This window comes from Paenibacillus lupini (assembly GCF_011761355.1).
Taxonomy (GTDB): Bacteria; Bacillota; Bacilli; order Paenibacillales; family Paenibacillaceae; genus Pristimantibacillus; species Pristimantibacillus lupini.
Map to the genome: position 1 here is coordinate 20,169 of NZ_JAASRW010000010.1, position 19,992 is coordinate 40,160.

Below are 19,992 nucleotides of genomic sequence, written 5' to 3' on the forward strand. Positions count from 1 at the left end.
GTCAGCAGCATCTTAATATCGGTGTAAAAATATGGTATTGTTTGGAGTGTGAAGAACAACAGCGGGAAAGGGGAACTCGGCTGATGACCACTCCTGCGCTTAAGCGCAATATGATTATTCAAAATGGAAATGTAGTCCTCGAAGACGGGATCGTGCATGCAGCGATAGCTGTTAAGGACGGAATCATTGATGAGGTGTTGACCGACGAGGCCACTCTGCATGAGTATGAGAATCGCTACGGTGAGGATAATCTAGCTAGAATTGATGCAGCAGGGCGATATATTCTCCCCGGACTTATTGATATTCATAATGATGCCATTGAGAAGGAAGTACAGCCTAGGCCGGGTACGTTATTTCCACTTAAGATGTCTTTCCTGGAATTCGAACGAAAAATGCCGATTCATGGCATTACCACGATGTATCATTCCTTATCACTTGGTGTTGGGCTTAGCTTGCGAGGCGATCATCTGCTGACCGAACTGGTTGAGCTTATCCATAACTATCGAAGTTCGAGATCTATTATCCGCAATCGTATCCATTTGCGTTATGAGGTCTCTTATCTGACAGGTTATCCGATCGCTCAGCAATACATCGAGAATCAGATGATTGACTATATGTCCTTTATGGATCATTCACCGGGTCAGGGGCAGTACCGGGCACCAGGCTCTTTTGAGCGGTATGTCATGAAAAATCAAGGTGTAGGAATAGATGAAGTTCACACGATTGTAGAAGAGTTGCTTATGCGGCGCCGTCAAATTGATTGGGAAAAGCTTCGTCAGCTTGGGAAGCTGGCGGGACAGCAGGGTATCGCACTTGCCTCTCATGACGATGACTCGATTGAACAGGTGGAACTATCAAGAGAGTTTGGGGTGTCGGTAACGGAATTCCCCATTAACATGGAGACTGCTAAACACGCATCAAAGTCAGGCTTATTCGTATGTGTTGGAGCACCTAATCTTGTGAGGGGAGCCTCTCATGACAATAACTTACGCGCCATTGATGTGATTACGGAAGGGGCAGCTTCCATTATATGCTCGGATTATCATCCGTCAGCCTTATTAACGGCTATTTTTGTCTTAGTGGAAAAAGGTATCGTGGAGTTGCCGGAGGCTGTTCGTATGGCTACCCTTTATCCGGCACAAGCGCTCGGTATTGCAGATCATTACGGAGCGATTGCACCGGGCAAAGCGGCAGATCTAATTATCGTTGACCAATATGATGGTCATCCATGGGTGACGCAAACGATTGTAGGAGGCAAGACAGTCTATACGGCGGATGTTCTTTAACTGCTAAGTAGCTGCCTGCTTGGTTCCCTGAAGCTTGTTATGCAAGGCATCAACAAGACGGTTTTGCTCTTCGGCACTTAGCTCTTTCCAGATCAGCTCGAACAATACGCCTAGTCCGGGGAGCGTTTTTTCATCATTGCCAATGGAGTCATTAATGACTTCTTTCATTTCTTCCTTTGTATTGTTCTTAACGTTGTTGATAATGGCTTGACGTAAATCCAGATTGATCAATTGGATTCCCTCCAAGTCTACATGATAGTGGCTTATTTACTGTTTCCGAATGAGGCGATTTTCATCCGAGTGTGATGGATATGCTATAATAATCAGGATTAGGTAATGGATTTATATGCGCATCTTGTAAGCTTGAGCTTGAAGGGAGTAGGATGAAACGAAATGCCCAAAAAACAGTTTGCGGTTATCGGAATGGGGCGGTTTGGCTCCAGTATTGCCACTTCACTCACGAATATGGGGTATGAGGTGCTTGCGATTGATTCGAGTGAGCAGCGCATTCAAGAAGCAATCAATATGGTGACCCATGCGGTGTCAGCAGATTCCACGGATGAGGAAGCATTACGCTCCCTTGGCGTACGTAACTTCGACGTAGTTGTTGTAGCGATTGGAGAAGATATTCAGGCGAGTATTCTGACGACGCTCATCTTGAAGGATCTTGGTGTGAAAATGATTGTTGTGAAAGCGCAGAATGAATTACATGGTAAAGTGTTAACGAAGATCGGTGCGGACAAGGTTGTATATCCGGAGCGGGATATGGGACAACGTGTTGCTCATCATTTAATATCTCCTAACATTTTGGACTATATCGAGATTTCTGAGGATTACAGCATTATTGAAGTGAAAGCGCCGGAAGCGATGATCGGGAAAAGCTTGAAAATGCTGGACATTCGGGCGAAGTTTAAATGCAATGTGATGGCGATTAAGACCAATGGCAAGATGAATATCGCTCCTTATGCGGAAGACCTGATCCGGCCAGAGGACATTCTTGTTATTGTAGGTAAGAACTCGGATTTATCCAATTTGGAAATAGCTTATTCGGAAGGCTGATCGGATTAATGAATCATTTATTATTAACCTCCATTCAAAATGATCGAGTGAAGCAGTGGGCTTCCTTGCTTGATAAAAAATATCGTGACCGGACAGGCCTGTTTATTATTGAAGGCGTCCACCTCGTGCAGGAAGCATTCCGGGCTTCTGCTGCAGTGAACTGTGTCGTCTATAATGGAGAGCGTGGTATTCCGCAGGAGTTAGAGCAGCTTGCTGTGGAAGGCGGCACGGAATGGATTCAGGCGACGCCGCAAGTAATGGCCAAATGTACGGGGACGGATACACCGCCGCCGGTCTTTGCCGTGCTGGAGAAGCTGAAACGGGATGAAACGGCTTTGTTCCGTGATAACAGTCTTGTTGTGATTCTGGATGGTGTTCGTGATCCCGGTAATGTGGGTACAATTATCCGCAGTGCAGATGCCGTTGGCGCAGATGCTGTCGTGCTCGGCAAAGGCTGCGTGGATCTGTACAATCCGAAGACAGTGAGATCGACGATGGGCTCGCTGTTCCATCTGCCGATTCTTGAGGCTGATCTAGCGGAGCTGCTGCCTGAGGCGAAAGCCAAAGGGATTAAACTGGTAGGGACAAGCCTGCAGGCGAGCCACACTTGCTATTCCTATGATTGGACGGCTGGCACTTGGCTCTTGATGGGTAATGAATCGGAAGGGTTGTCCGAAGCTGTTCGGGAGACCGTGGATGAGTCGATTATTATCCCGATGCAGGGCGATGCAGAGTCGCTGAATGTGGCAATGGCTTCGACTGTTTTGTTGTATGAGGCTTTGAGACAAAGGAAGTATAGGTAAATTTTATCAATTGTTGAGATAATCTTCATTTAATGAATAGCAGTTCATATTGACTCAATCAGTGTATTTAATTTGGACAATGTTGAAAGTCCTGACATTCAAGATACCCTTGATATATCAGGACTTTTAATTTTCATGGGTCATGGAGGAGATCTACATGCATGATATAGGGGGAAGGATAAAACGGTTAAGAAAGCTGCAGATGATTAATCAGATTGAATTCGCTAAGCGAATTGGAATAATTGAGCTCGGTTGACACAAGAATTTCATCATGATATATTTAGTGGGCTAAATATAACTCATTGACTGTTGAGGAGAAATATTATGACAGATACGGTGGATTGCGATATTCGTCAATCAGTAGATAGAATCTCCTCCCAAATGCGTCGAGATTATAGCGAATCTCTTAGGGAACTTAACCTTTACGTAGGCCAAGATAATTTGCTTTCTCGTTTGTGGTTGGGCGATGGCGTAACACAAATGCAACTATGCGAGCATTTAAAGTGCGAACCGCCCACGGTAACGAATATGGTTAAATCACTGGAGCAAAATGGATTTATATACCGTAAACGTGATGAACATGATGCAAGGGTTATGCGAATTTTTCTAACTGACAAGGGCAAAGAATTAGAGAAACCAGTATCAATCAAATGGAGACAGCAGCAAGATAAATTACTGCATTCCATTTTACCGGAAGAGCGCTTATTATTAAGACGGCTATTGAAGCAAATGGAGAGTAACTTATGTTAAGTTTTCTCTTGCGCTTATATTTAGCAAGCTAACTAAGTCTATTTATTTAGCAAGCTAAATATTAATCGAAGCTTTATTGCTTAAATAAGCCCCTTCATGTCCTTAGACTGCTAACTATAGAAGTCTGTTTGTGTATGTTACCTTAGGTTTTTTTGTTTACATGGTCTATCTAGAATAAAGGGGAAGAGAAACATGAAAAAAAAGAAAGAGATGCAACTAGCACTACAAATGGTTTCGGGGTACGGAGCCGAATTCAGCGCTTGGAGAATGCCTGGCACAGACCCGGAAGCTTATACAAATATGGATAGTTATGTTGAGCGGGCAAAATTAGCTGAAAAAGGAAAGTTTCAAATGATATTTATTGCCGATACCCCGGCACTAACTGTTGACTTAGGTCCTCAAACTCCCTCGTTCCCAATGGATCCTATGTTAGCACTTATGGCTGTTGCCAGAGAAACCAAACATATTGGGCTTGTTGCTACCCTATCCACGACATTCAATTATCCATATAACATAGCACGTCAGTTCAAAGCATTGGATGTTATAAGTCGTGGACGTGTAGGATGGAATGCGGTCACCACATCCGAGCCGTTAGCCTCAGCTAATTTTGGTGAACAGGTTGCCAGCCGTAAAGAACGATATGACAAGGCTCATGAATCCATACAAATTGTTCAGTCATTGTGGGGGAGTTGGGAAACAGACGCTTGGACGTTAGACGTAAAAGGTGGAAAATTTGCCGACATGGACAAGATTCAACCTATAAATCTTGAAGGGCAGTATTATGCATCTCGGGGTCCTTTGCCAATCCCCCCTTCCGAGCAAGGGCAGCCTGTTATTTTCCAAGCAGGCGGAGGGGAAGAAGGATTAGAAATGGCGGGGAGGTACGCGTCTGGTGTCTATGCGAATCCTTATGATATAGAGTCTGCCCGTGAACACAGGCAAGCACTTCGACTAAGCGCTGCCCGTTATGGCCGAAATCCTGATGACATCAAGATGTATACAGGCTTTATGTTTTCCTTAGGCTCAACGGAAGAAGAAGCTTTAGAACGGCGAAGACAACTTATGAGTTTTAATCCTGAGGAGATTCCAAGCAGGGTAAGATACCTTGGTTTCATGGTTGGGTTGCCATTATCGGTAAATGCGTTAGATATTGATCAACCTTTAGCACCCGACCTGTTGAAAAATGCATATGCCAATCCACGGGACCCACGTTCATCCATAGCTTTAAAGCTGCTGAAACTGGGGCTATCCATTCGAGACGTTCTTGCCCATGGGGTCATTAACTATCATCCGGTAGTTGCAGGTACCCCCGTACAAGTTGCTGACTTCTTGGAAGAATGGTTTTTGGCGGAGGCATGTGACGGTTTCTCGGTTGTTCCCGATATAGCCTATGATGGAGTTGCTGATTTTGTGGAACAGGTTGTCCCAATTTTGCAGGATCGCGGTTTATTTCACAGAGAATATGAGGGCAAAACACTACGCGAGAATATGGGAGTTCCCTACCAATACGGAAGGCTGAAATAAAGAAATAATATAGAAGAGAGAATCAAATGAATTATACGATTGAATTGCTTCATAATCATCTATCCGTTCGGTCTTTCAAACTTCATCATTCAGTCTTTTACAAGAGGTCTCATCATTAGAATTACAAATCCAGAACTACGAAAAAAGTGTGCGAAAAAATAAACGTTTATTTTCATATAAAAGGGGATACAGAAAGTGAAGAAGCAATACAATACGCGTGCCATCTTGGCATCGCTGCTTATCTGCGGTTTTGTTGGCATGTTTAGCGAGACGGCTCTAAACATAGCCATGACGAATTTAATGGAAGTGTTCCAAATCTCGCCCGCAACGGCACAATGGCTAACAACTGGGTTCTTGCTGACACTTGGTATTTTAATGCCGATGAGCGGGTTGATGCTGCAGAGGTTTACAACGAGACAGCTGTTTACAGGTTCGCTCATAAGCTTAATAATGGGTACACTAATTGCGGCACTCGCGTTTAATTTCGAAATGTTGATGTTCGCCCGAGTTTTACAGGCGGTGGGAATGGGAATGTTGCTCCCACTTATGTTCAATACCATTCTAGTCATCTACCCGCCGGAGAAGCGTGGAGCGGCGATGGGATTCGTCGGACTTGTTATCATGTTCGCGCCTGCAACCGGCCCTACCATAGGCGGTCTATTAATAGAGTATTTGACATGGCATTATATCTTCTGGTTCTCGCTGCCGTTCCTGGTTATTGGGTTATTGATAGGGCTGAAATATTTGGAAAATGTTACCGATGTAACCAAGCCCCGGATAGATCTGCTGTCTGTCGCATTGTCAACGATTGGCTTTGGAGGAGTTGTCTTCGGCTTCAGTAAGGCAGGTGAAGGATCTGAAGGCTGGGGCAGTGCAGTTGTGGTCACTTCAATCATTGTTGGACTCATCGCGCTGGTGTTGTTCATGCTGCGGCAGAATGTTATGCGCGATCCGATGATTAATCTGAGAGTATTCAAGCATCCGATGTACGTTGTTGGGCTACTTATGGTACTGTCGTGCATGCTTATTATTATGTCGAGCATGATTATTCTGCCGATGTTTCTGCAAACGGGTGCAGGTTTGTCTGTGTTCACTGCGGGACTCATGCTATTGCCGGGTAGCGCGCTGAACGGTATCCTATCCCCGCGTATGGGGAGCTTGTTCGATAAATATGGACCAAAGTGGCTCGTTATTCCTGGATTCGTGATCGTTTCTGTCGTGTTATGGTTCTTTACTACACTATCTCCTGCTTCCTCAGTGGCTTTTATCGTGGCTTTGCATATCGGACTGATGGTTGGGATAGGTATGGTATGGATGCCTGCTCAAACGAATGGGCTTAATCAATTGCCGCCGGAGCTATATCCGCATGGCACGGCAGTCATGAACACGCTGCAGCAGGTCGTAGGCGCGATTGGAACAGCGATCGCAATCAGTATTCTTTCGGGCGGTATGGAGAACTACTTGCACGGTTCCTCTGCTCCTACCATACATGCCGAAATTGCAAATTCGATGACGGCAGGATCACAAAACGTATTCTTGTTTACGATGATTATCGCACTAATTAGCGTGGTTATGGCGTTCTTCATCCGCCGCGTAGTTGTCAACGGAGAGTCGATAAAGTCGATACATTGATATACTCGACGGCAACCGATGAGACGATCGCAGAGGCCAAATAACTTTTAGAATGGAGAAATGAAAATGAAATTTGGAATTATTGGTGCAGGACCAATTGCGTCGAATATCGCAAAAAAGTTAGTTGAGAATGGACATGATGTCAAAATTGCAGATGCTCGCGGAATTGAACGGCTAGAAGGGAAAGAGCTTGCAGGAACACCTGTGAGTGTTGAGGAGGTCATTACAAATATTGATGTTCTAGTCATATCTATTCCTTTCCATGCACTGCCAAGCCTTCGCAGCATTATGGATAAAGTTGGTGAGGAAGTAGTTGTTGTAGATACATCAAATTATTATCCTCAACTGAGCGGCAAAATCGAAGAAGTTGAGAACGGGATGGTCGAAAGTGTTTGGGTATCCAATCATTTAGGTAGACCGATCATTAAAGCTTTCAACAATTTCTTAGCCTACACATTAGAACATCATGGAACTCCCGAAGGGACTCGTGGACGCATTGCCATAGCGATTGCCGGTGATGACCTATCCCATAAACAAATAATTATGGATGTCGCAAACGATCTAGGCTTCGACGCTGTAGATAGTGGTTCTTTAAGCGATTCGTGGAGACAACAGCCAGGAACCCCTGCGTACTGCACAGAACTTACAAAAGAGGAACTAACCATAGCCTTAACTAAAGCGAATAAAGAAAAAGCGCCATTTCTACGCGATAAGGTGATGGAAAAGCTGGCAGCTTCAGGTGGTACATTTACAATTCATGATGTTATTAAAGCAAATAGAGAAGTATTCAATTCATAAATTATAAATCGATAGTTCAACGAAACTTGGAGCAAGCTGCCGCGGCAGTTTGCTCCTCTTCACTAAAAATCATTTTCTCCAAGGTTGTTCTGATACTCAGAGCAGCCTTTTTTATTTTATTGATAATAAACGAATCCAAAAATATCATTATGTCAGGTTTACGAAATCAGGATAACATAATATGCTTATTCATATTCCTATTTTAAACATCAAGTGGTCAAGTGGTTGATTGATTTATTGTTGTCATTTTGTTAGCTGTAGTTGTGGGGGGATAAACGGACATGAGGGAATACGATTACGAATATGCGGACTTTATCTACTACACGCCAGGCGAACTGGACAAGGCAGGAGGGCTGTGGCCGGTCCGGGCAGGAAGATGCCTGGCGAAGCCTCATTATAAGGTTGGACCGAAACGAATTGAGTGCTTCAGCATTCATTTCGTTCGTGAAGGGAGACTGCGTCTCGAATATGATGGCCGGCAGGTGGAGCTTGCAAGGGGAGACTTCTTCGTCCTATTCCCGGACCGAACATATTATTACGACATGCTCCCGGCCGAATGGCCGCTCGAGATGCGCTGGCTGGCTATCGACGGAGAAAGAGTAGAGGCGCTGCTTGAACTGGCTGGGCTAACGGAGCTAGAACCATTTCGCAGAGGTACTGTCTCTTCGCGGCTTGAAGTTGCTGTAGACCGGGCTATCGATGCACTGGAGCGGGTCCAGCGCTTGCGGCCGTCGGAGGCACTGGATCTGCAAGCACATCTGTATGGGCTGCTCGCGGCCATGATGCCGGATGAACCAACGCAGGGACTCGAGCTTGCGAGCTGGATCCACGAATGCGCGGAGTATATGGAGCTCCATGCGACTGAAGGAATTACCGTCCATCAGGTGGCCGAATATGCGGGCGTACACCGTTCTTATTTTACTCAAGTATTCACGGAAGAGATGGGGATGCCCCCGATGAAATATATGCAGAAGGTTCGGATGGAGAAGGCTAGACGCCTCTTAATCGATACCCATGCATCGGTGACGGAGATCGGGCTGTCGCTTGGTTACCCCAATCTATATACCTTCACAAGGGCTTTCAAAATGTACTTTAAAGAATCTCCGCTGGCTTTAAGAAAGGCAGAGGCTTAGCCGATTCAGTCCTCTTATTCATGTAAGCGATTGCATTTTATCTCCGCAAAGGAGTTGTCCGAAATGAAGCTGTCTACCCTTAGGCGATGGGTATCGCCAAGCCTCAGCATTCAAGGCAAAATTTTTCTGGCGTTCAGTCTTGTCGCTCTTCTCTCTATCGTATCTATCTCCGTCATTGTCTACCTCAACATGCGGGAAACGATCAAGTCCAATGCCGTAACCTCGGTGTCGGACAGTATACGTCAAGCCGATGAGTCGCTCAACATTATGCTGGAGGAAATTGACCGTCTAAATACGGTTGTTGTCACGAACAAAAACACCGTGATCGATACGGTACTTAGCCCATCGGAGGAGATTAGCTTCGAATGGTTCCAGGAGCAGAAGCGAATCGAGGAATTTCTGTCATCCCTGGTTGCAAACAAGCCTTATATTGCGAGAATTGCCGTTGTTGGTTTAAACGGAAAGGTATTTTTCACCGGAGGGCCGTGGCTGGATAAAAGCATTCTCGAAACTCCGATGATGGATTACATGCTGCGCAACGGCTCACGACATGCTTATTTGAAGCAGACGGGCGTCACGGAGACGATTACAGTTGGCCGCGAAATCCGGTACAACCGCCAGACGATTGGCGTAGTTATGGTCGATCTGAATTATGATTTTATCCGCAAGACATACGGCGTGAGGCCAACTGCGGACAGCATGCTGTATGTGCTTGATCAGCAGGACGAATTTGTGTATCGGTCGGACCAGACGCCAAGCTTTGCGCCCTCCGATCAGAAAATCTTAAGTATGAAGCACAAATTTGCCAAGCATGGCAAGGTTGAAGGCGATGTGGAGGAGAAGGTCATAGGCGGCAGGTCCTATATTGTGGTAAGCCGGCAATCGGACCATACGGGCTGGACGACGCTGGCGCTAATTCCGACGGATTCGCTGCTCAGTGAATCTGCCCGCCTGCTGAAGCTGATCATCGAAGCTTCTGCGATCGTCCTGCTGGTTGTCTTAATTGGCTCGCTGCAGGTGTCGTCGCGCATCACGATTAATATCCGGCGTCTAAAGTCCATGATGATGCTGGTGAAGGACGGCAATTTGACTTTCCCGAAGAAGGAGATAAAAACGAAGGACGAGGTGGGACAGCTGTACCACGTGTTTATTGGCATGGTGGAAGAGCTGAAGCGGTCATTCGAAGGGATACGCATCAGTGAACAGGAGAAACGGGAGGCCGAACTGACCGCGCTCCAGGCGCAAATACGCCCTCATTTTCTATACAATTCGCTTAATACGATCAAATATTTGGCCAAGCTCAACGGAACTCCAAACATAGAAGAGGTATCCGGCTCATTAATCGATTTGATGAGGGGCGTGCTGGGCAACTCCAACGAGTATTTGACGGTAAGGGAGGAGCTGGATTACGTGCGCAGCTATATCTCTATCGTTAAATACAAATATATGGAGCCTATCCTTGTTCACGAAGAGATTGAAGATCCGTCGTTATTAGATAGCCGAGTGCTTAAGCTTACGCTGCAGCCGATTGTGGAAAACGCGGTTCTGCACGGAATCGGCTCGAGGGACCAAGGCGGCTTTGTCACGATACGAGTATACGAGGACAACCGCGATCTGATGATCGAGGTGACAGACAACGGCAAAGGAATGACGCCGGAGCAAATGGAGCAATTGCTGGGCGGACCGGCGGGTACAAAGCCGACCTCTTCCCGGTTCAGCGGAATGGGCGTGCGCAATGTGCATGAGAGAATCGTCCGTTCGTTTGAAGCGCCATTCGGTATCAGGCTGTATAGCGAGCCTGGCTTGTATACGAAAGTCGAAATTCGTTTTCCCAATCTGCGGGGCCAGATAGGCGCCGGACAAGAGGTGAGCTAATGATGTATCGCGTGTTATTGGTAGACGACGAGCCGCTCGTTCGCAACGATCTGCGGTCTTTATTGGATTTCCGTACACATGGCTTTGAGATCTGCGGTGAGGCCCAAAGCGCGGAGATGGCATTGGTGATGATTGGGGAACAACGTCCTGACGTGGCTATTCTTGACGTCAACATGCCGGGAATGAACGGCGTGGATTTGAACCGGATGATCAAGCAGCGATATCCCTCCGTCCAGACGATTATGCTCAGCAGTTATGATGATTACGACTACGTCCGGGACTGCCTGAAGAACGGCGCGGTAGATTATTTGCTGAAGCACCGGCTGGACAAGGAGACTTTGCTGGCGATGCTTGAAAAAGCAGTCCAGGCTGGTAAATCATCCGAAGCCGCGGGTGATGCCGACGAATCGGCCCTCTTCCGTTCCGAGTTAGTCAGGAGCCAAATCGCTGATCTCGCAAGAGGCAAGGCGGAAGCCTCAAGGGAGCTTGAAGGAAGTATAAGGCGTTACGGCATGTACTCGCAGGCAGATTTGTATGCGGCAGCGGTCCTCCAGATCGTTCCTTTCCTACTGCTGACGGAATCGAATACCGACGTGCAGACGAACCGGCTGGTTCAGCAGGTTGTCGAGCTTATACAGCAGAGCTTGGGAGACGCACGTGAGCGTACGGCAGCTTACGTGGAGGACGGGCGAATTGCTGTCGTGTTTGCCATTCGGGAGCGAAGCGAGCATGCAGCCGCAACGGAAGCGGCCAGAAGCATGAGCAAGCTTGGCCACGCCCTCGAGATGTACTTGAATTTAAAATCAATCTATGCGGTTGGGCATGTATGTAACAGCCTGTCGCAGCTTGGAGCAAGCTACGCCTCCGCAGAGCGGTCGCTCGACCCAAACGCTCAGGCTGCTCATCCGAATCCAGAGCGCGGAAAAGGCACGCGCGAGAGCCGCGTCGCACTTACGATCGATGAGCAGAAGCAGCTGCTGCTTGCCATCGAGAGGCTGGACGGGCAAGGTGCGCAGCGTCTGATCACTTCGGTCTTCGAACCACTTCGCGGGCTTCCTTTGCACTCGCACGTGGTGCAAATGACGGTCAGCGAGCTGCTTCATATCGCAGATAAGGCGTTAAAAAAAGGGAACCGTTCCCCGCTTGGGACAACGAAGGATGCGGACCGTCTGCCATCACGCGGCGAGATTAACCGCCTTGGAAGTGTCGGTGAGTTGGAGAAGTGGCTTCAGTCGTTCTATGTCGTCTTGCTGGTGCTGCTGAAGGAGCATCACGCGACGGGCAGCTATTCCCGCCATGTATCGCAGGCAATCGGCTTTATTCTGGAGCGGTATTCCGGCATCGTGACGCTTGAGCTAGCCGCGGGCTTCATCGGCTTAAACGCGTCATACCTGAGCCGGATCTTCAAGGAGGAGACGCAGTCGACGTTCTCCGAATACGTGAACCGGGTACGGGTCGACGCGGCGCGCAGGCTGCTGGAAAGCGGCCAATATACCATCAAGCAGGTCAGCGACCAGGTGGGCTTTTCCACGCACAACTATTTCTTCAAAGTGTTCAAAGAAGTGACGGGCATGACGCCGCAGGCGTATTGGAACAGTCTCGGAGACGGAAAGGCAGCGGCAAAAGATTCCGTAAAATATGTGGAGTAAATAGTCATATAAGTGTAACTCGGCGATACCGGCTGTATTTTATAATCGAGTAACACCGGTGGTAAACGCTTACAAGAGCCGGTGAATTGAAGGTCTGGAGGGTATATACACATGCGAAAAACATGGGGGAGATATGCTTTCGCCACGATGCTTGTTAGCGGATTAATCGTATCCGGCTGCAGCAACGGAGGCAACGGCAACAGTAATGATAAAGGCAGTAATACGGGGGATTCCAAATCGACGGGTTCGGCGGAGAATGCGGTAAAAACGGAAGGTTTTCCGATCGTTGATGCGCCAATCAAGCTGAAGATGTTTACCCGCGTCGCACCCGTAAACGGTCCGTTCAAGGACATGCCCGTCTTCCAGGATTACGAGAAGATGAGCAATATCAAGGTCGATTTTATAGAAGCGCCGACCGATGGCTTTGCGGAGAAGAAAAACCTCTTGTTCGCATCTAATGAGCTTCCCGATGCGTTGTACCGTTCGGGTCTGACGCAGCTGGAGACGGTCCGCTACGGAGCTGCGGGACAGCTGATCCCGCTCGAGAATCTGATTGATCAATACGCACCGAACCTGAAGAGCCTTATGGAGCAATATCCGGAAATCCGCGCGGGCATCACAACGCCGGAGGGACATATTTATGCGATTCCGGGCATTGTGACGCTAGGCTCCGCGCGGACCGACAAGAGATGGATCAACAAGGCATGGCTGGATAAGCTGGGCCTGAAGGTGCCTGAGACGACCGACGAATTGTATGAAGTGCTTAAAGCTTTCCGCGACGGCGATCCGAACGGCAATGGGAAAGCGGACGAACTTCCGATGACTGCGCGTATCGGCATGCCAATCGTTTATCAAATGGCGGGAGCATTTGGACTTGATTCCCAGCTTGGCTACAACATTAATGTCGAGAGCGACAAGGTGCATATCTGGAGCGGCGACGAGCAGTACAAAGAGCTGCTCATGTATTTGAACAAGCTTTATAAGGAGAAGCTGATTGACCCGGAAATCTTCTCTCACACGGAAGCGCAATATCTTGCTAAGCAAGGAACTGGCAATACAGGCTACTTCTTTGATCAGACGAACAATAACTTCCTGACCATTCAGGATCAGTATGTAGGCATTGCCCCGCAGGCAGGTCCTAATGGCGACCGCCTGCATAGCCAGATCGCTCCGGTGCCGCGCGACTATGGAGCATTCGCCATCACGTCAGTCAACAAATATCCGGAAGCGACCATGCGCTGGATCGACTACTTCTACAGCGATGAAGGCTCAACTCTGCTGCGTTTTGGCCGGGAAGGCGAGCACTATGATCTGAAGGACGGCATCCCTTACTACAAAGAGGAGCTTCTGTCCGTAGCGGGCGAACAAGCGAAAATTACGCCATACGCCGGCGGCGGAGCGCCTCATATTATCAGTGATAAAGTAGCTTCGTTCATCAACCCGCCTCAAGTACAAGAGGCTTATGAGCAGCTCGAGCCGTATTTGCCGAAAATCCGCTATGCACCGCCGTTATTTGACGAAGAGACAGCTCAGAAGGTTAACGTGCTGCGTAATGACATCGATAAGTATTTCGAAGAACAAAGTACGAAGTTCATCGTTGGGGCGCTCAGCTTCGACAAGTGGGACGAATTCCAGTCCACGCTGAAGAAAATGAACATTGCCGATCTTGAGAAGCTTTACCAGGATGCTTATGACAAAATGGCCAAATAAATGTGATGCCGCGAAGAGAGGGAGGGGCTGCTCATGGACAGCATGATAGAGAACGCGGGGGCCGCCCCCGTTCCTGGCCGCAAGAAGCGGAGCGACGGACTGCTGAGAAAAATGGCGAAGCGGTATGATTTGTATCTCATGCTGCTGCCGCCGCTCGCTTTCTATTTGATCTTCCATTACGGGCCGCTGTACGGCCTGCAGATCGCTTTCAAAAACTTCAATCCGGCCAAAGGCATTATCGGCAGCCCATGGGAAGGCTTTGGCCATTTCGAACGGTTTTTTAACTCGTACTACTTCTGGCGGCTGCTGTGGAATACCGTATCGATCAACTTGTTCTCGCTCCTAATTGCATTCCCGGTTCCAATCCTGCTGGCGTTGCTCGTGAACGAAATCAAGAGCCGGGCTTACAGCAAATGGCTGCAAAATATTACGTACATTCCGCATTTTATCTCGGTCGTTGTTATCGTCGGCATTCTGAACGTATTTCTGTCGCCGAAGACGGGACCAATCAATCAACTGATTGAAGCGTTTGGCGGCACGCCGATTAATTTCCTGCAGGAAGCCGCCTGGTTCAAACCGATCTTTATCGGCTCGAACATTTGGCAGAGCATGGGATGGCAATCCATTATCTATATCGCCGCGCTCAGCGGGGTTAATCCCCAGCTGTATGAGGCGGCTAAGATGGACGGCGCTTCACGGCTCCGCCGTATCTGGCACGTATCGCTGCCTGGCATTATGCCGGTTATCGTCATCTTGCTCATTCTCGATATCGGCCACTTCATGAACATTGGCTTCGAGAAAATTTTGCTCATGCAGAACAACCTGAATCTGGAATCCAGCGACGTCATCTCCACGTTCGTCTATACGACGGGAATCTTGAAGGGCGAGTACAGCTACACGGCAGCCATCGGCCTGTTCAACTCGGTGATCAATCTCATGCTGCTGCTGCTCGTAAACCGTTTTGCCCGCAAGACGTCGGAGACGAGCTTATGGTAAGGAGGTAATCGCTTATGGAAAAGAGCATAAGTCCGTCGAATGAACGTTTGTTCGACGCCATTGTATATGTCATAGCCGCCATTATTATGGTCATTGTGTTGTATCCGCTGCTGTTCATTGTCAGCGCGTCGTTCAGCGACCCGGCCAAAGTACTAAACGGTGATGTGTGGCTGCTGCCGCAAGGTCTCAATGTCGAGGCTTACGCTAACATTTTGCAGAATGACAAGATCTGGACCGGCTACGGCAACTCGATTATGTATACCGTCATTGGAACTGTTATTAACATCATCATGACGATCCTCGCGGCGTATCCGCTGTCGAGACCCGATCTGCCCTTGCGCAACGGAATCATGGTCATGATTACGATGACGATGTTTTTCAGCGGAGGACTTATTCCAAGTTATTTGCTGGTCAAAGACCTTGGCATGGTAGACACCATGTGGGCGCTGATCGTGCCGGGCGCTATCGCGACGTACAATCTTATCGTTATGCGTACGTATTTTCAAAATAGTATCCCTTGGGAGCTGCAGGAGGCGGCCCATATGGACGGCTGCTCCAACTGGAGACTGCTCGTTAGCATCATCCTGCCGCTCTCAAAACCGATTCTTGCCGTCATGGTGCTGTTCTACGCGGTTGGCCACTGGAACTCGTTCTTTAATGCGCTTATCTATATTCGCGACGAAGGCAAATATCCACTTCAGCTTGTACTTCGCGAAATATTGCTGATCAGTCAATCCGCCCAAACGGATGGAGGAAGCGTTGGGCTGGAGAAACAAATCCTGCTGTCCGAAAGCATTAAATTCGCGGTCATTATCGTGTCCAGCCTGCCCGTGCTGATCATGTATCCCCTTGTGCAGCGGCATTTCGTCAAAGGCGTCATGATTGGTTCCGTTAAAGGATAAGGCGACTATACCTAACGATTTCATTGGAGGTTCATTTTGAATAATAACGCTAATATAACCGTCGATTGTGCCGGAGCGAGCCGGCATGTGGTCAACCCGTATTTGTTCGGACATTTCGTCGAGGACATCCGGGACCATATGGAAGCTATGCTGGCCTTCCCGCTCAAGGATATGGATTTCGAGAGCGAGTCCGAAACCAAGAAGGAAATATCAGGGAGCTGGTACGCTTATACGAACGGCCGCAATACTAAATACGCGCTGGAGGCGCCTGCACCAAAGCATTCGGGGCGAGCACAGCGAATCCGATTGACGAGCGACGATGAGGCATTTGCCGGTATTGCGCAGAAGGCTGCTCTCAAAGGTCCGGCCGATTATAAGGTGAAGTTAGTTGCAAGGGCGTCCATTGAGCTGAAGCAGCTGGTGGTGGAAGCGGTGGACCGACATACGGAGGAAAAGCTTGGTTCATTGGTAATCGAGCTTGCCGGTCATAACTGGCGGGAATATGAAGCGGACTTGTCCATTTCCCGCGCTTGCGCCGACGCCGAGCTTCGCGTCTACATTCCGGAGGATCATCCTCGCTGGACGGATCACGTGTCGACCGGCATGCTTTGGCTCGACCATGTATCCCTGCTGGCGGCAGACAATGTCGCCCTAGTGAAACGCGAGGTCGTCGAAATGACGAAAGAGCTGAACGCCGGCATGATGAGGCTGGCGGGTAATTACATCAGCGCCTACCATTGGGAGCATGGCGTTGGTCCCGTGCTGGAGAGGCCGGTCATGTACAACGAGGCGTGGGGCGGCTGGACGAGCAAATATTTTGGTACGGACGAATTTATCGCCTTCTGCCGGGAGCTGCAGGTTGAACCACTCATTTGTGTGAACGACGGATCCGGAACGCCTGAAGAGGCAGCGGCATGGATCGAGTATTGCAATGGCGCGGCTGATACGCCGATGGGCGCCTTGCGCGCCGCGAACGGATATCCCGAGCCGTACGGCGTGAAATATTGGGAGATTGGCAATGAGGTATGGGGAGGGTGGCAGGTAGGAACCTGCTCTGCTGGGGAATTCGCGGCGCGTACGGTATCGTTTGCCGAAGCGATGAAAGCAGCGGACCCGTCCATCGTGCTGTTGGCCTGCGGCCATTACGACCAGGCATGGAACAAACCGGTGCTGGAGCAGGCCGGTGAGCTTATCGATTATTTGACGCTGCATATCTATCACGGCTACGGACCTTTTGGTATGACCCGGAACACGAATGCCGAAGACCGATATAAGGCGATTGCGGCCTATCCCGAGTTTACGCGGCATTATTTGCAGGAGACCACGGACAGCATCAAGGCGAATCCGAAGCATGCTCATGTGAAAATCGCCATTACAGAATACAACACGATGTATTACCCGAATACCATTCGCAAGGGGCTGCCAAACGAGCATACGCTTGGAGCAGCGGTTGCCAATGCTGCCAATCTTAACGAAATGCTTCGTTCAAGTGACATGGTGCATATCGGCAGCTTCTCCGACTTGGTCAACGGCTGGCTTGGCGGCTGCATCCGGGTAGGCGATTATTATGCCGACCAATATTGCGGCAAACAGTCCGGCTGGAGCAATCGGCCTCTCGACGTATACGGGACACCGACCTATGAGGTCATGAAGCTGTATGCGAACCAGGATCTGCAGCATATGCTTCCTGTGCAAGCGGATTGTGCTACGTTTACAGTGCCGACATTAAAGGAGACGCCGGTCAACCTGAACGGGCTGCCGGCGCTGGACATCACGGCCGGCATTAACGGAGCAGGCGATACCGTTACGGTATTCATTGTGAACCGCGGGCTGAATGAAGTAAATGCCGTGCTGGAGCTGGCTGCTTTCGACGCGGCTGGAGGGACGGTGCTGTACGAGATAACCGGCGAAGGCTACGACGAGATCAACAGCGTCTCGGAGCCGGAGAATATGATGTGCAAGAGCCGAGCCGTTCCGACGGCCGAATGGCAGCGCGGCGTTACGCTTCGCCCGTCTTCCATCTATGCGGCTGTATTTCAAGGCAAGGTATAGGAGCAGGAGGACAGCATGACGACGAAATCATATAGCAAGGATTATCCCAGACCCCAGCTCGTGCGTGGCGATTGGCATAATCTGAACGGTGAATGGGATTTCCGCTTTGACGATGCAAACGCCGGCGAGCGCGAGAACTGGAAGGAAACGTTTACGGCAACACACCGGATTAACGTACCGTTTACCTACGAAACAAAAGCCAGCGGTATTGGCGAGGAAAGTTTTCATCCTTATGTGTGGTACAGCAGAGAGATCTCCGTTCCGGCAGAATCGGCGGGCAAGCAGGCAATCCTGCATTTTCAGGCCGTGGACTACGAAGCTAAAGTATGGATTAATGGCGAGCTGGCCGGGGGGCATCAAGGCGGATATGCTGCATTCTCCGTCGACATGACGCCATATCTCAAGTTCGGAGAAGATAACCGGATAACGGTTAAGGTAACGGACAGCAATAGCTGCTACCAGCCCAGAGGCAAGCAGCGCTGGGTGCCGGATAACTTCGAATGCTTCTATGTCCAGACGACGGGCATCTGGCAGACGGTATGGATGGAATATGTAGAAGAGCAGAGGCTGGAATCGGTCAAAATAACGCCGGATCTTGACCGCCACATGGTTCGTCTCGATTACGAGGTGAACGGTGTCAAGGCTGGAAGTGATTTGCTGCTCGAAGCAATTGTGACATTCAAGGGTCAGCCCGTGAAGCGAGTTGCGCTGGGGATTGACCGTCCGTGCCTTTCGGTGGAAGTTGATCTTCACCACGAAGCGAACGGACCGTGGAAGCGGGCGTATTGGACTCCAGCTCGTCCGAATTTGTACGATGTAGAGTTCGTTCTAACCTCGGGCGGACGAGTCGTCGACCGGACGCTCTCTTATTTCGGCATGCGGAAAATATCCATCGAGAACGGAAAGGTGCTGCTTAACAATGCGCCAATCTACCAACGGCTTATTCTGGATCAAGGCTACTGGACGGACAGCCATCTGACGCCTCCAAGCGAAGCAGCGTTGATAGAGGATATTGATCTCATTCTAGCGATGGGCTACAACGGCGTGCGCAAGCATATGAAGATCGAGGATGCCCGTTTCCTGTACTGGTGCGACGTGAAGGGGCTGCTTGTCTGGTCCGAGATGGCGGCGACCTTCGAATTCCATGACCGCGCAGTTGAGGCTTTCACAAGGGAATGGCTGGAGATTATTAAGCAGCAGCATAACCACCCGAGTATTATTACGTGGGTACCGTTCAACGAGTCGTGGGGGATTGGCAACATCCTTCGCGACAAGCGGCAGCAGAAGTTTACGGAAGGCATCTACCATCTGACGAAGTCGTTTGATCCGAACCGTCCAGTCATCGTCAACGACGGCTGGGAGCATACCGTATCGGATATCGTGACGCTGCATGATTATGTCCAGACCGGAGACGGTTTCTTGAAGCGTTATCGCGATAACAAGGACGCTATCATGTCGGGAGAGACGACCTGCAACCATTGGAAATATGCCTTTGCCGAAGGCTACAGCTATCGTGGACAACCGATTATCATCAGCGAGTTTGGCGGCATTGCGTTCCAGTCGGACAAGGGCTGGGGCTACGGGGAGCAAGTGGCCTCAGTGGAAGCATTCACGGAACGGTTCAAGGGAATTACGCAGGCAATCAAGTCTGTTGATTATATTTGCGGATATTGCTATACGCAGGTGACCGACGTGCAGCAGGAGATTAATGGTCTGCTCACGGAGGACCGCAAGCCGAAAATTCCACTGGATGAAATTCGGGCTATTAACTTGGGCTGACGCCCTTGCGACCCAGAGCTGAAGCATCGAACAAGCCAAACAAC

At 49.3% G+C, this 19,992-nt stretch carries 16 protein-coding genes; 15 read left to right on the plus strand and 1 reads right to left on the minus strand.

What is annotated here, in order from left to right:
* Positions 1 to 83 precede the first annotated feature (83 nt).
* Positions 84 to 1,286: an alpha-D-ribose 1-methylphosphonate 5-triphosphate diphosphatase gene (locus FHS17_RS26460; RefSeq protein ID WP_167281782.1), complete on the plus strand. Its 1,203-nt coding sequence runs from the start codon at positions 84 to 86 to the stop codon at positions 1,284 to 1,286.
* Positions 1,287 to 1,289: 3 nt separating this feature from the next.
* Here FHS17_RS26460 and sspI read toward each other — a convergent pair whose 3' ends face one another.
* Positions 1,290 to 1,517: a small acid-soluble spore protein SspI gene (gene sspI / locus FHS17_RS26465; RefSeq protein ID WP_208420584.1), complete on the minus strand. Its 228-nt coding sequence runs from the start codon at positions 1,515 to 1,517 to the stop codon at positions 1,290 to 1,292.
* Positions 1,518 to 1,679: 162 nt separating this feature from the next.
* On the opposite strand from sspI, the gene FHS17_RS26470 reads away from it, so the two are divergent.
* The 14 genes from FHS17_RS26470 (at position 1,680) to FHS17_RS26535 (ending at position 19,948) form a co-directional block, all read left to right on the plus strand.
* On the plus strand, positions 1,680 to 2,345 hold the full coding sequence (locus FHS17_RS26470; RefSeq protein WP_167281785.1) for a potassium channel family protein: 666 nt from the start codon (positions 1,680 to 1,682) through the stop codon (positions 2,343 to 2,345).
* A gap of 8 nt (positions 2,346 to 2,353) precedes the next feature.
* Positions 2,354 to 3,148 (plus strand): TrmH family RNA methyltransferase, encoded by a 795-nt coding sequence (locus tag FHS17_RS26475; protein WP_167281787.1) that lies wholly within the window; start codon positions 2,354 to 2,356, stop codon positions 3,146 to 3,148.
* A gap of 324 nt (positions 3,149 to 3,472) precedes the next feature.
* Complete coding sequence (locus tag FHS17_RS26480) at positions 3,473 to 3,898, plus strand: MarR family winged helix-turn-helix transcriptional regulator (protein WP_167281789.1); 426 nt, start codon at positions 3,473 to 3,475, stop codon at positions 3,896 to 3,898.
* 192 nt (positions 3,899 to 4,090) lie between these two features.
* Positions 4,091 to 5,422, plus strand: coding sequence for an NtaA/DmoA family FMN-dependent monooxygenase (locus tag FHS17_RS26485; RefSeq protein WP_167281791.1), 1,332 nt, complete (start codon positions 4,091 to 4,093; stop codon positions 5,420 to 5,422).
* Positions 5,423 to 5,608: 186 nt separating this feature from the next.
* Positions 5,609 to 7,054 (plus strand): DHA2 family efflux MFS transporter permease subunit, encoded by a 1,446-nt coding sequence (locus FHS17_RS26490; RefSeq protein ID WP_167282076.1) that lies wholly within the window; start codon positions 5,609 to 5,611, stop codon positions 7,052 to 7,054.
* Between the two features lie 66 nt (positions 7,055 to 7,120).
* Positions 7,121 to 7,852, plus strand: a complete 732-nt coding sequence (locus FHS17_RS26495) for an NADPH-dependent F420 reductase (protein ID WP_167281793.1) — start codon at positions 7,121 to 7,123, stop codon at positions 7,850 to 7,852.
* A 281-nt stretch (positions 7,853 to 8,133) separates the two neighbouring features.
* On the plus strand, positions 8,134 to 8,985 hold the full coding sequence (locus FHS17_RS26500; RefSeq protein ID WP_167281795.1) for a helix-turn-helix transcriptional regulator: 852 nt from the start codon (positions 8,134 to 8,136) through the stop codon (positions 8,983 to 8,985).
* Between the two features lie 63 nt (positions 8,986 to 9,048).
* On the plus strand, positions 9,049 to 10,860 hold the full coding sequence (locus FHS17_RS26505; RefSeq protein WP_167281797.1) for a cache domain-containing sensor histidine kinase: 1,812 nt from the start codon (positions 9,049 to 9,051) through the stop codon (positions 10,858 to 10,860).
* The gene (locus FHS17_RS26510; protein WP_243865554.1) at positions 10,860 to 12,509 is read left to right on the plus strand and encodes a response regulator; all 1,650 of its coding nucleotides are present in this window, start codon (positions 10,860 to 10,862) and stop codon (positions 12,507 to 12,509) included. Before FHS17_RS26505 ends, FHS17_RS26510 begins: the two co-directional genes overlap by 1 nt.
* Positions 12,510 to 12,620: 111 nt before the next feature.
* A complete protein-coding gene (locus FHS17_RS26515) occupies positions 12,621 to 14,219 on the plus strand; it encodes an extracellular solute-binding protein (protein WP_167281799.1) in 1,599 nt (532 codons plus the stop codon).
* Between the two features lie 33 nt (positions 14,220 to 14,252).
* Complete coding sequence (locus FHS17_RS26520; RefSeq protein ID WP_167281801.1) at positions 14,253 to 15,215, plus strand: ABC transporter permease; 963 nt, start codon at positions 14,253 to 14,255, stop codon at positions 15,213 to 15,215.
* Positions 15,216 to 15,229: 14 nt separating this feature from the next.
* On the plus strand, positions 15,230 to 16,117 hold the full coding sequence (locus FHS17_RS26525; RefSeq protein WP_091183665.1) for a carbohydrate ABC transporter permease: 888 nt from the start codon (positions 15,230 to 15,232) through the stop codon (positions 16,115 to 16,117).
* A gap of 36 nt (positions 16,118 to 16,153) precedes the next feature.
* Positions 16,154 to 18,169: an alpha-L-arabinofuranosidase C-terminal domain-containing protein gene (locus FHS17_RS26530; protein WP_167281804.1), complete on the plus strand. Its 2,016-nt coding sequence runs from the start codon at positions 16,154 to 16,156 to the stop codon at positions 18,167 to 18,169.
* A gap of 15 nt (positions 18,170 to 18,184) precedes the next feature.
* A complete protein-coding gene (locus tag FHS17_RS26535; protein ID WP_167281806.1) occupies positions 18,185 to 19,948 on the plus strand; it encodes a glycoside hydrolase family 2 protein in 1,764 nt (587 codons plus the stop codon).
* The last annotated feature ends 44 nt before the right edge of the window (positions 19,949 to 19,992 follow it).

What these genes read in the sequence shown, in the direction of transcription:
- FHS17_RS26460 (WP_167281782.1), top strand. Translation starts at nt 84, where the DNA reads ATGACCACTCCTGCGCTTAAGCGCAATATGATTATTCAAAATGGAAAT.
- FHS17_RS26470 (WP_167281785.1), top strand. Translation starts at nt 1,680, where the DNA reads ATGCCCAAAAAACAGTTTGCGGTTATCGGAATGGGGCGGTTTGGCTCC.
- FHS17_RS26475 (WP_167281787.1), top strand. Translation starts at nt 2,354, where the DNA reads ATGAATCATTTATTATTAACCTCCATTCAAAATGATCGAGTGAAGCAG.
- FHS17_RS26480 (WP_167281789.1), top strand. Translation starts at nt 3,473, where the DNA reads ATGACAGATACGGTGGATTGCGATATTCGTCAATCAGTAGATAGAATC.
- FHS17_RS26485 (WP_167281791.1), top strand. Translation starts at nt 4,091, where the DNA reads ATGAAAAAAAAGAAAGAGATGCAACTAGCACTACAAATGGTTTCGGGG.
- FHS17_RS26495 (WP_167281793.1), top strand. Translation starts at nt 7,121, where the DNA reads ATGAAATTTGGAATTATTGGTGCAGGACCAATTGCGTCGAATATCGCA.
- FHS17_RS26500 (WP_167281795.1), top strand. Translation starts at nt 8,134, where the DNA reads ATGAGGGAATACGATTACGAATATGCGGACTTTATCTACTACACGCCA.
- FHS17_RS26505 (WP_167281797.1), top strand. Translation starts at nt 9,049, where the DNA reads ATGAAGCTGTCTACCCTTAGGCGATGGGTATCGCCAAGCCTCAGCATT.
- FHS17_RS26510 (WP_243865554.1), top strand. Translation starts at nt 10,860, where the DNA reads ATGATGTATCGCGTGTTATTGGTAGACGACGAGCCGCTCGTTCGCAAC.
- FHS17_RS26515 (WP_167281799.1), top strand. Translation starts at nt 12,621, where the DNA reads ATGCGAAAAACATGGGGGAGATATGCTTTCGCCACGATGCTTGTTAGC.
- FHS17_RS26520 (WP_167281801.1), top strand. Translation starts at nt 14,253, where the DNA reads ATGGACAGCATGATAGAGAACGCGGGGGCCGCCCCCGTTCCTGGCCGC.
- FHS17_RS26525 (WP_091183665.1), top strand. Translation starts at nt 15,230, where the DNA reads ATGGAAAAGAGCATAAGTCCGTCGAATGAACGTTTGTTCGACGCCATT.
- FHS17_RS26535 (WP_167281806.1), top strand. Translation starts at nt 18,185, where the DNA reads ATGACGACGAAATCATATAGCAAGGATTATCCCAGACCCCAGCTCGTG.